This is a genomic window from Dolichospermum sp. LEGE 00240 (assembly GCF_015207875.1).
GTDB lineage: Bacteria > Cyanobacteriota > Cyanobacteriia > Cyanobacteriales > Nostocaceae > Dolichospermum > Dolichospermum gracile.
The window spans coordinates 1-13,116 of record NZ_JADEVZ010000047.1 but is presented as its reverse complement, the minus strand read 5'-3'; the positions used below and the strand labels follow the sequence as shown (position 1 = coordinate 13,116).

Sequence of the window (13,116 nt, the reverse complement as noted above, 5' to 3'; positions counted from 1 at the left end):
AGGCGGGTTTTATCTGTGTAGACGCGAATTATATTCGCCGGGTTATGAATATTTTTTGTTTCGCGTAAAGATGCAAAGTAGCAAAGGATAATTTATAATTATATTTCATTATTTAAGGACTAAATATGCCTATCAATCGTGCAGATGGTATTACTAATGCCGAGAAATATTTAAAATATTTATGTGAATCCACATTTTTATCGCTTTGGAGTTATTCAGGAGTATTTGTTGATCAAAGATCAAAAGGTAAAAGCCACGGTAAAGAATTATGTGATTTACTGGTAGTATTTGAAAACCATATAATTATCTTTTCAGATAAGGATTGTCAATTTAAAAGCAGCGAAAATCTGGATCTTGATTGGCAAAGATGGTTTAGAAGTGCAATATTTGATTCTGCCAAACAAGCTTGGGGAGCAGAAAGACAGATTAAAAAATTTCCTAAAAGTTTGTTCTTAGATTCTGCGTGTACTCAATCTTTTCCTATTGAAATACCTGATTTAATGATAGCCAGGTTTCATCTTGTTGTTGTTGCTCATGATAATTCCATGCGTTGTCAACAAGAACTTGGTGGAAGTGGTAGTTTGATGATAACTTCCCATGTTAAAGGAGATACACAGCACACCATTCCATTTTGTGTTGGAGATATTGATCCAAACAAAACATTTGTCCACGTATTGGATAACACATCTTTAGATATTGTCCTATCTACATTAGATACTATTTCAGATTTTGTTGATTACTTAACGAAAAAAGAAATCCTTTTTAGATCAAATGTATCTACTTTTGCAACAGGTGAAGAAGATTTATTAGCATATTACCTCCAACATATGAATGAGGATAAAAGCCATGATTTTGTCATTCCTTCTAACTGTGAACATCTGATTATTGAAGAAGTATGGGAAGATTTTGAAAAAAGTCCTTTACGTCAATCCCAAAAATCAGCAGATAAATCAAGCTATCTTTGGGATTGGCTAATTGAAGAGTTTAGTAAGCAAACTCTGAAAGATAAAATATACATTCTTAATTATCCTGATATGAAATCAGAAGAAGCTTTCAAATTTGCAGAAATAACTCTTCGTTTTTTAGCACGAGAGCCTCGGTTGCATAGGCGTGTTTTGGCAAATGCTTTGTGTGAATGGATTGAAGTATTACCAAGAGATAAAAGAGCTACGCGCTATATATTGCTTCCTGAAGAAAGTTGTCAAAAGACTGGCTATGTTTTTCTATTTTTACCACATTTTGAGGAATTCACAGTTGAAGATCATCAAAGAATGCGGTGTCAATTTTTAAAAGATTGCTCCATTGTTTTCAAAATTAACCACCCTCAAATTGAGCATATTGTAGGAATATCTATTCAACCTAATGATGATTATAAAAAACTGTTTCCAATTATTCTATATTTTGATGCTATGCAGTTGACAGAAGAAGATATAAATAAGACAGAAAAGTTAATTCAACCATTAAAAATCATGACAGATTTAACAACAACTGAGTTGTATGTTGCAGAGTATCCTTGATAAGTTTCAAAATTACTAATTCATTATTGCATTTCTCTCTTTTTACCTTCTTCCCTTCTTCCTTCGCGCTCTTCGTGTCTTCGTGGTTCATTAAATAAACCCATAACACAAAACGAATGAAGAAAGGGATAAGCAAAAACCTATCCCATAAAAAATTAACCAATTATCAAGTTATAAAAATCTAAAAATTGAATAAAAAATCTAAACCGATGCAAAATCAGTAAACTGTCTCATATAAGGTGGCTTAAAACCTAAAACTATATCCGCTTTTGATACTCCCAAATCTACCAACTCACTAGCTACCGCTTCCTCCGTAAAATCTCTCTGAATCCAAATTTTTCCATCTCTAATATCTACATGAATAATTGTCCCATAAACGTAACTCACATTAATTCATGAGATTAAATTTAAGCAATTTTGGTGCGTTACGCTTCGCTAACACACCCTACTGTCAGAATCAGGATTTCCAGGATTTAAGGATGTACAGGATGAAGAAAAAAACTCATCTTTAAAACCTGAAATATTCCCAGATAAATATTCATAAAAAATCCTGTAAATCCTCTAATCCTGGAAATCCTGATATGGCTACGCCACGCTACGCTATCAGACAATTAAGCATTTTCAGGATGAAGAAAAAAACTCATCTTCAAAACCTGAAATATTCCCAGATAAATATTCATAAAAAATCCTGCTAATCCTCTAATCCTGGAAATCCTGATATGGCTACGCCACGCTACGCTATCAGACAATTAAGCATTTTCAGGATGAAGAAAAAAACTCATCTTTAAAATCTGAAATATTCCCAGATAAATATTCATAAAAAATCCTGTAAATCCTCTAATCCTGGACATCCTGATTGTGACTATGAAAAGAAATTTTCATAATCGTCATGATTACCAATCCAGAACCATGTTACTGTATCATCATCCAAAACCCCAATTGCTCGGTAATTACGAGTTATCCTGACAGACCAAATATTTTCCTGATTATTGATACATTTAAAATGCAAAGACGGATAAAAAGGATTTTCTTTCCATAAGCGGTAAGCTTTTCTTGCACTCTGTCTAACTTGCTTGTCAAGAGACTGATATTCATCCCAAAAAGAAGGAAGGGTTGCAGACTTCATAACTTGTCATAGTCCATTGGTTTTGCAAGTCCTTCTGCAATTTCTCTTTTAGCACGTTGAGCAGATGCAATCAATTTTTCTTGAGTTTTCTTAAATGAATTATCCCACTTTAATTCATCTTGCAAATCTGCCAAATATTCTCTCAGATGTTCTGCAATTGTGTCTTGTAAATCTTGAGGTAAAGATTCCATCATTTTAACTACAGTAGTAATTGCTGGAGATGACATGATCTAATTTCCGTTTGAACTTCGCCAGTTTATTATACCAATAATAACTCAATCTTAAATTCTTAGTGTGCGTTAGGAGCGTGAAAATATTATAAAACATACATTAAACTATGAGCGCGACGTGACATACATTAATTCATGAGATTAAATTCAAGCAACTTTGGTGCGTTACACTTCCCTAACACACCCTCCTATCTGAATCAGACGTTTTTAAGCTAAAATAGACATAACGCCAAGTAGTTACTTGTTAAGCTGTTGTGCATTTAGTTTGTATAATTCTAGCGGGCAAGATGCCCGCACTACAAAGTTCAAGTAAATTATGGTTATCAAATTTAGCTGCGTAACAGCTTATAAATTATGCTCAATCAACCAATTTCCCAAGTTTTAACCCAAGTACACGAAAACTTAAAACAACTCTATGGAGAACAATTAGATAAACTAATATTGTTTGGTTCACAAGCGAGAGAAACAGCACAACCAGACTCAGATATTGATATTTTAATTGTCTTGAAAGATGTTTTTAACTATTCTCAAGAAAGCGAAAAAATCAGTCAAAGTATTGCTGATTTATGTTTAGAATATAACGTTTTGATTAGTTGTGCTTTTGCTACCCGTGAACAACTAGAAAATTATAACAGTGGTTTCTTTCGCAATATTAGACAAGATGGGTTAGTAATATGAACCCTGAACAACAAAGACTCCTAGAAAAAGCCGAAAGAAGTTTGCAAGCAGCAACAGAACTCAATCAAAAAGGTTTTGCTGAATTTGCAGCATCTCGTGGCTATTATGCGATGTTTTATGTTGCTACCGCTTTTTTAGAAGGGGAAGGACTTGCTTATTCTAAACATTCAGCGGTAATTGCTGCTTTTGGAGAAAAATTTGCACGTCCACAACGAGTTCCTCGTGAATTTCATCGTTATTTAATTGATGCAGAAAGAACTCGTTTACGCGGTGACTATAATACTGATCCTAATATTACAGAAGCTGATGCTGATTTGATCATTCAAAGGACTATCGAAATTCTGAATTTTGCTAAAGCAAATGTTGATTCTTTACCCCCTCAATTCTAAAAAAGATGATGGTTTAAAAACTTGTTTAATTTTGGTGCGTTACGCGTCGCTAACACACCCTACTGTCTGATAGCGTAGCGTGGCGTAGCCATATCAGGATTTCCAGGGTTTAAGGTTTCAAATATTCCCAGATAATTATTTATATAGAGGTATGCACTTGAATGAGATACAGAATCTACAGTAAAAGCCAGACGAGACTCTTAACTCCTGAATCCTGACTCCTGCTGTACTATACAGCCAAGATCAATAATTGGAACCAGGTGGGTGGCCCCAATTTGCCGATCTAGCGTTATCAGTGCCGCATTCATAATAAAGGCACTAGAGAACTTTTTGTCCCAGACATCTTGCATTTCATACCCGATTACCCAAAATCTGCTTGTGGTGGTCAAACAGATTCGTGAAAATGAGGAGCAGGTTCACAGAACTAATTACCCAACTTGGACTAGTTAGAATCCGCTGATACCTGCCATTGGTGTGTCCGAGAGTGGCAAGCTCTCAGTCAACATCTATCAATCTGCTGCTCATTAGAGATTTGAACTACGTCCTAGCTGGCTCTGTTGATAGATTCAGCGGGTAGGCAAATCAGATTATCTCCTTGGGTAAGGATTAAGCCACGTTGACGTAATTTACCCATTAAACGAGTGACAGTAACACGGGTTGAACCAATGGCGCTGCCAATTTGGGCATGGGTAAGGGGGAAGGGTAAGCAATAACCACGAATGACATCAGGATCAGTTTCGCTCATTGAAGGCTCTCCATATTCCTCAATCAGTAGGGTGAGGAATCCTAAGAGGCGGTCAATTGTGCGACGTTGTCCTAAAGCACTCAACCATAACAACTTGCGCTGGTGCTGATATCTAAAAGCATCCATAACTTCACGGCGGAAGTGAGGCCAGTTGTCTAGGTCATGCCAGTACATCCACAGCACTGCTGTTTGGTCAACGTGGGCGTAAGACTGGAGGGTGAATGGAGACTGAGCAACAATTTCAAAAGGTTGTCCTGCTCCCACAAAACCCAAGAAGGCTTCTTCGGGTGTTCTGTTAATGCGTCTAGATGTTAACTGACTGGCAGTAGCACTGACTTGGGCAGTTCCTACCATGCGGATAGCACCTCTTTGAACTAAATAGAGCAAACCAGGTCTAGCTGGAATGCGCTCGTCTTTACTGAAGGTGCGGCAGCGGTAGTGTTCTTGGGCCCAGTCAAGAATACGTTGCCAAGTTAAGAAAGGACGCGAAGCTTCGGAAAAGGAAGATGGAGATTGCATAGGTAACAAAGAGCGTTTGGCTGAAAACAAAGACTTGATAAGAAAAGTGCAAGGAGTGTCTTTGTGTTAACGGGGTAGGCATAACGCCTAACAGCGCCAGCCCTCCAATGGGATAGAAAGCTAAATTGCTCTCTATTTTTTCTTATACTTCCTACTGTACAACAAGGGTAGTAAAGATTACCCATTTTTTATACATTATTTATCAAATTTCATCCTACTCTCATTTTTCCCGACATCAGTAAACTTCTATCTCAAGGTAGATGGAACAGGATAAAATGATGCACACCATAATTTTTTTACAAAAGGATACGTGTCTCATAGACTACTTTTTGGAGAAAACAAAGCAGTTAAGCAGCTAGTAAGCAGATACTTAATGTCTTCCCTCGGTATTTTTACTAATAATGAGGAAATTACAGGCATAAAAGGGATAAAAGTTCCTCTCTACCAGGGAGGATATAATCAAAAAATTATATACCTCTCTGGTGTGGCGATGAGAATATCAAAATCTCAGAATTCACCAGTTATGGAGGTGGCCGAAGGCATCGCCGGATATTTATCCCAAAACAGTGATAGTTTATTTAGGGTGAAGGTAGTTCCCTCTGGTGAGATTCATATAGAACTCATGGACTCTACTTTAGCTGCTTGGTTACAAAATTTAATAGTTGCTAAAAGAACTGGAGACTTGGTAAATAATTTTTTACAGGACAAATTACCAACTTTGTCAAGTTCATTAAAGGTTTTTACAATTCAATATGCTCATGCCCGCTGCTTTTCTTTGTTGCGTTTAGGACAGCAGGAAGGTTTGATTGAATTGGACAGGACAGATATTAATAGTTTTATGGCTGCCAATTCTATACCTTGGCTCAATTGTGAGCAAAAACTTCTTCTTGATCACTCTGATGAGAATTTTCTAATTTATCAATTAGTTAAGGTGGTAGATGATTTGGTTTGTGCTGATAGTATTTCTATTAACTGGTTAAAAGCAGGTGGGAATTTAAGTCAAGCTTTTGAGCGGTTTTGGGGTAATTGTCGGATTTGGGGGGAAGTGAAAATTCATGATCCAGAATTGGCTCAAGCTCGCTTGGGATTGCTGATAGCAACTCAGTTGGTTTTAAGATGTGTGTTAGAGGATAAGTTAGGAATTGTTGCACCTGTGGAACTTTAAGCGGTTATCGCGAGGATGCAATGCAATCGAGGGCGCAGGCCCTGCGCCCCTACAGGTTTTGCGATTTATTGATATTCACACAAACTTTACAAAATCTTTGAGAAATTATCTTGACAAAATAAATATCTCCGCATAGAATCGCAGGTGTGTGAGGAGCGAAATTAGGAAGGACACCGAGACGAAACACGGCCAGTCGTCGGTGTCTTTTCTTATGTGTAGAGTTTTAATTAAGTAAGAATTTTTCCATTGCGATCGCTGCACCATCTAATTCTACACTAGGTGCTACCCAGTGAGCGATCGCTTGCACTTCGACTGGTGCCTCACCCATAGCGACACTAATGCCAGCATAACTGAGCATTTCTACATCATTGAAATTATCACCAATAGTCATGACATGATGACTTTCTAAACCTAGTATTTCTTCCGCTAGATAGCGGACGGCATTGCCTTTATTAACATGAGTATTAGCTGCTTCCAAGAAAGTAGCCACAGATGTTGTCATATATAATTCTGTGGGTTGATATCTGCGGCGTAAATTAGCCAAAAGTTGTTGAATTAAGTTTGCGTCATCACATAAAGCTAAAATTTTAGTGGGTTCATACTCTAATAATTGACGTAAATCACCGACGGGAATAGCATTTACACCACAGCGCTGTTGATAATTTTCCGTTTCTTTGGTAATTTCTCGGACATAAAGTTGGTCGTTGATGTAAAAATGCACGGAGAGGAGCGATCGCAAATCTGGCTGTTCAAAGTATTCTAGTAATTGCAAGGAAATATCTCTAGATACAGATAAATGACGATGAATTTTCTGAGTATTGGGATCTTGAATCCAAGCGCCTTGATAAGCTACTAAAGGCATTGTAGAGCCAATTTCCTGGTGAAACCGCAAAGCCGAACAATACATTCTTCCTGTTGCTATAGCAACTTTAATTCCCTTTGCTTGTACAGCAGCAATTACTTCTTTGACAATATGACTAAGAGTATTGGAATGTCCAGCAATTGTCCCGTCTATATCTAAAACCAACAGTTTAATATCACTCACTTCAGCAGGTGCTTTGTGCATAAATTCCCCAAAATTGAACTTCTAGCAAAAAATTAACAGTAGAGACTTACTTGCATAAACTTGATTATAAGGGAAATGGTCAAAACTATTGAAGGTACTAAATGATAATTACAAGAATTACAGCAAAACCAACCTGATTAATTTATTTTAGTATTTTATTTTTCACTCTATTTCAGAAACAGAAATGGTTTAACAGATAAAATCATCCGTTCTAACTCAGTGATACCTACTGATTCTTCTATGGCTACGCCACGCAAGCTATCAAAAATCAAATAGGAGTCCTATATATCTAAAAAGATAATTCTCGAAATAACTCTATCAAAGGCAAATTAAAATTAGGAATAACATCTTCTCCATCAAGACTATCTTCCAATTGCAAAAGCTGGGATGGCTTAGGTTTGTGATAGACTAATACACATTCTTCATCTGGCAAAATTACCCATGCTAAACAAGTTCCATTTTCAAAATACTCGACTAATTTATTATGAATTTCTTCAAAAGTATTATTAGGAGAAATAATTTCTACAGCTAAATCAGGAGCGCCATCAAAAAAACCTTTGGGTAATCGTTTTAAACCTTTTAACCTTTCCTTAGAAATAAAAGCAAGATCAGGTGATCTTTTGTTACCAGTTTTCATCTTAAAAGCAGTGCTAGAATCACAAGTTATTCCGAGTTTATGATCACGGACAAAGCCCGTTAGGAAATATCCAATAGTTAGAGCTAAGTAGCCATGTTCTACACCTGAATTTGCCACTATAATTAGCTTTCCATTCACATATTCATAAAGATTATCATTTTCCGGCAATAACATAAATTGCTCATCTGTTAAAGCCTGATGATTAGCTAAAGGTTGAATTAATTCTAAATTTGTGATTGCAGCTTGTGTCATTAGATTTAACTCCACAGATGAAACTAATATCAATGATTATACAGTTAATTTTCAGATCCCCGACTTCTAACACTAATTCATAATTTATTGACATCACTCAAAACGACTTAATCGTTCGATTCTATCGGTAGGGGTAAAGTAAAAGCTTATTGGTGTCAACTTAAGCTGAAATCCCTACCACATCTCGTTTCTAATCTCTGACTAGAAATGCAGAAATGCAGTTGATCATGGTGATTGAGGATTGATCATAACAAAATCCTTACGGGAGAAGGGTTCTAAACAATCATCCCCATATTTTCAATGAAATGCCCACACAATAAGCCTTCCCATGATTTTGAACCGGGTTTTCCATAAAAAGAACCGAAGAACCCACTTTATTTATTCACTTCTAATAACCGGGAATTCTCTAATCTTGACATCCACTTTTCTAAATAAACTTGATTATGTTTTTGCTCAGATGGATCTTGACTATCTAGAGGATAAGGTAAAAGTCCTAAAATTGCGGCACTAGTGACACAAAACATAGACTTTTGGAAACTCATACAAATTTGTACTCGCAAATCATCTTCACTCCTGAGACTGCGGCGATAAATATTATGTAAATATTCCGGCAAATAATGACGCATATCCTGCATTAACAAAGTGGGAGGAATACCTGCACTACCAATAGGTAAAGGATCTGCGTATAATGCACCATATTGGAAACGAGATTGATCTGGGGGAACTTGATACGCTTGGGCGTTTAAGGAAACTGTTCCTAAAAATGGTGTACCTCTAAAAAATACTGATTCTACATAGGGAATTGCGGTATCTACAAGGAAGGTTAAACCAACTGATTTGGGAATCAGATCATAAACTTTATCGCCGATTTTAACACTATATGTAATTGGTTTCATGGCATCTGCAACTAAAGCCAATTTAATATGTTCGACAACTTGGGGAATTGATTTAATTTCACCGTTGTCATAGCGATCTGATAAATTGAGAAACATATCCGCCATGACTCGCCAAAATTGACCTAATCCAGTGTAATAAGCAGAGACTCGTAACTGTTCTATTAAAAATTCGGGAAACAGTTCATTGAGTCCCCATATCAGGGGATTATATTTAAATTTAGCAGCAATAACAGCTTTAGCTCTATCGTGAAATTCTGGAGTATCTAAGTAGGTATCTAAACCACCACCACCATGCCACATCATGGTTTTCATGCAATATTCAGCATATTCAAAATTAATCCGATCATGCCATAAATGGCGGAATAATTTGGCAACAGAAATATCGCCATCAAAATATTTAAAGAAGGGAAAAAATACTAAAAACTGATGTTCAGCAATGTAAATAAGATTTTTAGAATAGGCATCTAAAACTACACCATAACTTTTGAGAATACCAACAACTTCTAGAACGTTTTCGGGACTATCTTTAAGTAATACCTGACCAGTTTGTAAGCGTTGAATATATTCAGCTAGAGGGTTGTAAGTGGGGCTGTTTTCAGTTGTTACCATTAGTGTTTCTCCAGAAAGTATAAGGAAGGATTGAAGGGTAAGTCATAATTAAATTTAAACTAAAAATAGAAGTTAATTAGTAAATAAAATATCTAATGTTATAGGTATGTCTGAAAAAATTTCCCTTAATTTAACACGCATTTTACTATCGTCTAAACGACTAGATGTGGCTTGGCATATATCAGCATGAGAAATATCATTTTTATTACCTGTATCATAAACACAAAAAGCTTTTAGATTATCATTAGTTTTTATTGCTCTAACGTCGTGACAAGTTGCATAAATAACACCCTGAAAACTTCTATCTTTACCTCGTTCCTCATCTAACTTTAGCTTGTATTGAACTTTTTTATTTAATTCTTCTCTTGAGGAATAGGTTTTACGATTTACTGACATACCTTTATCTTGAGCATCAGTAAAGGCAAATGTGTTTACTCTTCCAGTTTGTTCATCTATATGAATTGGTGAATAAATTTGCCTCACTAATATTTCATTATTTTCTACAATGCCTGGAGAAAATTGACTAACTGATACATTTTCACAATTACATTGAGGGTCGTTTTGCTGGGCGAACTTACATCTATTAGATGTAACAGTATAAATCTCTGGACAACTCATAGAAAATTAAATTTTGGCGATTAAATTAATTAAGTTTCTGGGAAATTCAGTTTCTTTTTTAAGAGACACAGATTCTTCTCCAATTTCTAAATTACCATCTTTACCATAGTACCAAAATGTTCCATCACCTTCAAAACATATCTCAATATAGATACTGTCTTTTTCCCAATATAAACTAACTATCCCCGTACCACTTACCATTGGTTTAGGTAATGATATGTTATAATCATTCAAACGTTTAACTACAGAAATAGTTTCTTCAATTGTTTTTGATTTAGGCGCAATTCCTTCATAACCATCCCAATCATCAGGTAAAGAAAGATAATTACGTATTTTTGTAACTAATTGAACTAATTTTTGTAATTTGTTATGTCTGCTTTCCTCTTTTTCAAAAGCAACTACTTTATAGGAGTATTGATTTGTTTGCCATTGCTTAATATGAATGGGAGGATTTGGAATTTTAGTTTTATACAAGAATTCATAATTATCTCTTTTGCTGTTTTCTTGAATAAAAGAAGATATTTCACTTTCCAACTTTATGGTTAACATTTTTATTCTCCGTCACTTTCTTTTAAAGTTAAATTTGCCAATGTCTTAATAATTTCCTCTTTATGACTATCTATAGTATTAATAATTCCCTTTTCGTCAGTTTTAACTTGTGTTAAAAATCTGGCACATAATTTCAGTAAAGTAAGTGTTGGAATAACTATCTGTACTTTTAATTCTTCTTCAGTTTCCTTTTGTCCATGATTTTCTGAAATATCTACTACAGAGTAAAAACTAAGTTTACTTATAGTTGGTCTAACCATAAGTCCCGCTCCATCAGCATATATTTCTAAGTTATCCGCTTTCATATAGAATACCCTTTAATTTTATTGAACAGGACTGCGTAATTTATGCAAATTCATTCACTTTTTTGATTATATCATATCAGAAACTTGTTGTTCAGATATATACTTTCATTGATAATTAGAGATTGGGATTAAGACATAGGGTGAGTTTTCCCAGTCTCCAATATCCATCGCTTAACTTTTGATTTTAGCTTTATCCAAAGACACGTTAGCTATTACATGATGATTATTCATTTTTACCATGGTGGTAATTGTGGCTTGGGTATAATAGACTAACCAATTGGGTTGAATACCAAAAATAACGATAGTTACGGCTAAAATGATGGCAGGGATGCGATCGCTCCAATACACACGAGGTAAGTTAGTAACTGCTGCTGATAACCGTCCAAAAAAGGCCCGATTTAAGAGAATTAGGAAGTAAACCGCAGTTAAACCATTTCCGAGCATGGCTAATAATGTTTGTAACGGAAAAACGGCAAAACTGCCCCGAAAAACAATAAATTCGCAAATAAATCCCACCATTCCCGGTACACCAGCACTAGCCATGACGGCAAAAATCATTAAGCTACCAATCACTGGTAAACCTCGTTCTGGGTTAAGTAGTCCCCGAATGACATTTAAATCTCGACTACCAGCTTTTTTATAGACAACTCCCACCAACAGAAATAACATGGCGGATATTAACCCATGACTAATCATTTGCATAACTGCACCCAAGACGCTGAGGGGTGTGGATGCGGCGGCTGCTAATAAGACATAGCCCATGTGACCGATGGAACTATAGGCTACCATTTTTTTCATGTCCGTTTGGGCGATCGCACAAGATGCCCCAAATAAGACACTAACTACTGCCCATGTGGCTAACCAAGGTGCTAAATAAGCCCAAGCATCTGGTAACAAATTCATTCCAAATCGCAGTAAGCCATAAGTCCCTAATTTTAATAATATCCCAGCTAACAGCACAGATATGGGTGTAGAGGCTTCAACGTGGGCATCTGGTAGCCAAGTATGAAAGGGAACGAGGGGAATTTTAATGCCAAATCCTACTAAAATTCCGACAAGGAGTAAAATTTGGGTTGCTAAGGGTAGAGATTGGGCATTTAAGGTTGCTAGTCCAAAACTGGGAGAACCACTTAACCAAACCATCCCCAGGAAACTGGCTAAAATGACGATTCCTGAAAAAGCTGTATAAATCAGAAATTTTGTGGCTGCATAACCCCGTTTTTCTCCCCCCCAAATCGCAATTAGCAAATATAGGGGTATTAGTTCCAATTCATAAAACAGGAAGAATAATAATAAATCCTGTGCTAAAAATGCTCCTATCACCCCAGCACTTAAGAGCAGAATTAGAGAGTAATAAAATCTCGGACGTTGTTGGGATTCATCGCTGCTATAAATAGCAATACAAGTTAATAGTCCATTAAGAATTAGCAATGGTAGAGATAAACCATCTATACCCAGATTGTAGTTTAAGCCAATTGCATCTACCCAAGGTAGTGACTCAGCAAACTGTTGACCAATTTCTCCAGGATTAAACTGAGTTGCTAGGAAAATACTCCATAAAAAAATAATCACGCTAAAGACGAAAGCGACAATTCGAGATAGTTTAGCAGTAATACCAAAAGGATAGAAACCAATAAAAGCCGCACCAATTAACGGCAGTAAAATCAATGTACTGAGCATGAAAGTTAGGGAATAGAGGGCAGGGGACAGGGGACAGGTGACAGGTGACAGGTGACAGGTGACAGGTGACAGGGGATAGGGGATAGGGAATAGAGGGCAGGGGACAGGGGACAGGTGACAGGGGACAGGGGACAG

14 protein-coding genes and 1 pseudogene are annotated in these 13,116 nt (G+C 36.3%); 4 read left to right on the top strand and 11 right to left on the bottom strand.

The window, feature by feature from the left end; genetic code table 11:
* Positions 1 to 125: 125 nt before the first annotated feature.
* Positions 126 to 1,517, top strand: coding sequence for a hypothetical protein (locus IQ226_RS15645; RefSeq protein ID WP_193896808.1), 1,392 nt, complete (start codon positions 126 to 128; stop codon positions 1,515 to 1,517).
* A 201-nt stretch (positions 1,518 to 1,718) separates the two neighbouring features.
* Here the strand turns inward: IQ226_RS15645 and IQ226_RS15640 are convergent.
* From IQ226_RS15640 to IQ226_RS15630, 3 genes and pseudogenes are all read right to left on the bottom strand, one after another.
* A pseudogene (locus tag IQ226_RS15640) lies at positions 1,719 to 1,895 on the bottom strand (element excision factor XisI family protein); the annotation flags it as partial.
* 484 nt (positions 1,896 to 2,379) lie between these two features.
* Entirely contained in the window at positions 2,380 to 2,643 is a 264-nt protein-coding gene (locus tag IQ226_RS15635; protein ID WP_193896806.1) for a type II toxin-antitoxin system RelE/ParE family toxin, read from the bottom strand.
* Positions 2,640 to 2,870: a hypothetical protein gene (locus IQ226_RS15630; protein WP_193896804.1), complete on the bottom strand. Its 231-nt coding sequence runs from the start codon at positions 2,868 to 2,870 to the stop codon at positions 2,640 to 2,642. Before IQ226_RS15630 ends, IQ226_RS15635 begins: the two co-directional genes overlap by 4 nt.
* A 357-nt stretch (positions 2,871 to 3,227) precedes the next feature.
* Here IQ226_RS15630 and IQ226_RS15625 point away from each other — a divergent pair, with 357 nt between their 5' ends.
* Entirely contained in the window at positions 3,228 to 3,551 is a 324-nt protein-coding gene (locus tag IQ226_RS15625; RefSeq protein WP_193896802.1) for a nucleotidyltransferase domain-containing protein, read from the top strand.
* Positions 3,548 to 3,940 carry a HEPN domain-containing protein gene (locus IQ226_RS15620; protein ID WP_193896800.1) on the top strand — a complete coding sequence of 131 codons (393 nt, stop codon included), beginning with the start codon at positions 3,548 to 3,550 and terminating at the stop codon, positions 3,938 to 3,940. The genes IQ226_RS15625 and IQ226_RS15620 overlap by 4 nt, the downstream gene beginning before the upstream one ends.
* A 544-nt stretch (positions 3,941 to 4,484) precedes the next feature.
* Here the strand turns inward: IQ226_RS15620 and IQ226_RS15615 are convergent.
* Positions 4,485 to 5,204 carry a Crp/Fnr family transcriptional regulator gene (locus tag IQ226_RS15615; RefSeq protein WP_027401051.1) on the bottom strand — a complete coding sequence of 240 codons (720 nt, stop codon included), beginning with the start codon at positions 5,202 to 5,204 and terminating at the stop codon, positions 4,485 to 4,487.
* A gap of 373 nt (positions 5,205 to 5,577) precedes the next feature.
* Here IQ226_RS15615 and IQ226_RS15610 point away from each other — a divergent pair, with 373 nt between their 5' ends.
* A complete protein-coding gene (locus IQ226_RS15610; protein WP_193896798.1) occupies positions 5,578 to 6,369 on the top strand; it encodes a DALR anticodon-binding domain-containing protein in 792 nt (263 codons plus the stop codon).
* Between the two features lie 223 nt (positions 6,370 to 6,592).
* Here IQ226_RS15610 and IQ226_RS15605 read toward each other — a convergent pair whose 3' ends face one another.
* From IQ226_RS15605 to IQ226_RS15575, 7 genes are all read right to left on the bottom strand, one after another.
* Entirely contained in the window at positions 6,593 to 7,435 is an 843-nt protein-coding gene (locus tag IQ226_RS15605; RefSeq protein ID WP_193896796.1) for a Cof-type HAD-IIB family hydrolase, read from the bottom strand.
* Positions 7,436 to 7,724: 289 nt separating this feature from the next.
* Complete coding sequence (locus IQ226_RS15600; protein ID WP_193896794.1) at positions 7,725 to 8,324, bottom strand: Uma2 family endonuclease; 600 nt, start codon at positions 8,322 to 8,324, stop codon at positions 7,725 to 7,727.
* Between the two features lie 374 nt (positions 8,325 to 8,698).
* On the bottom strand, positions 8,699 to 9,829 hold the full coding sequence (locus tag IQ226_RS15595) for a CO2 hydration protein (protein ID WP_193896792.1): 1,131 nt from the start codon (positions 9,827 to 9,829) through the stop codon (positions 8,699 to 8,701).
* 72 nt (positions 9,830 to 9,901) lie between these two features.
* Positions 9,902 to 10,447, bottom strand: coding sequence for a hypothetical protein (locus IQ226_RS15590; protein WP_193896790.1), 546 nt, complete (start codon positions 10,445 to 10,447; stop codon positions 9,902 to 9,904).
* Positions 10,448 to 10,453: 6 nt separating this feature from the next.
* Positions 10,454 to 10,996, bottom strand: a complete 543-nt coding sequence (locus IQ226_RS15585) for a hypothetical protein (protein ID WP_193896788.1) — start codon at positions 10,994 to 10,996, stop codon at positions 10,454 to 10,456.
* Positions 10,997 to 10,998: 2 nt separating this feature from the next.
* A complete protein-coding gene (locus IQ226_RS15580; RefSeq protein ID WP_193896786.1) occupies positions 10,999 to 11,301 on the bottom strand; it encodes a hypothetical protein in 303 nt (100 codons plus the stop codon).
* A 171-nt stretch (positions 11,302 to 11,472) separates the two neighbouring features.
* On the bottom strand, positions 11,473 to 12,981 hold the full coding sequence (locus IQ226_RS15575) for an NADH-quinone oxidoreductase subunit M (RefSeq protein ID WP_193896784.1): 1,509 nt from the start codon (positions 12,979 to 12,981) through the stop codon (positions 11,473 to 11,475).
* Between the last annotated feature and the right edge of the window lie 135 nt (positions 12,982 to 13,116).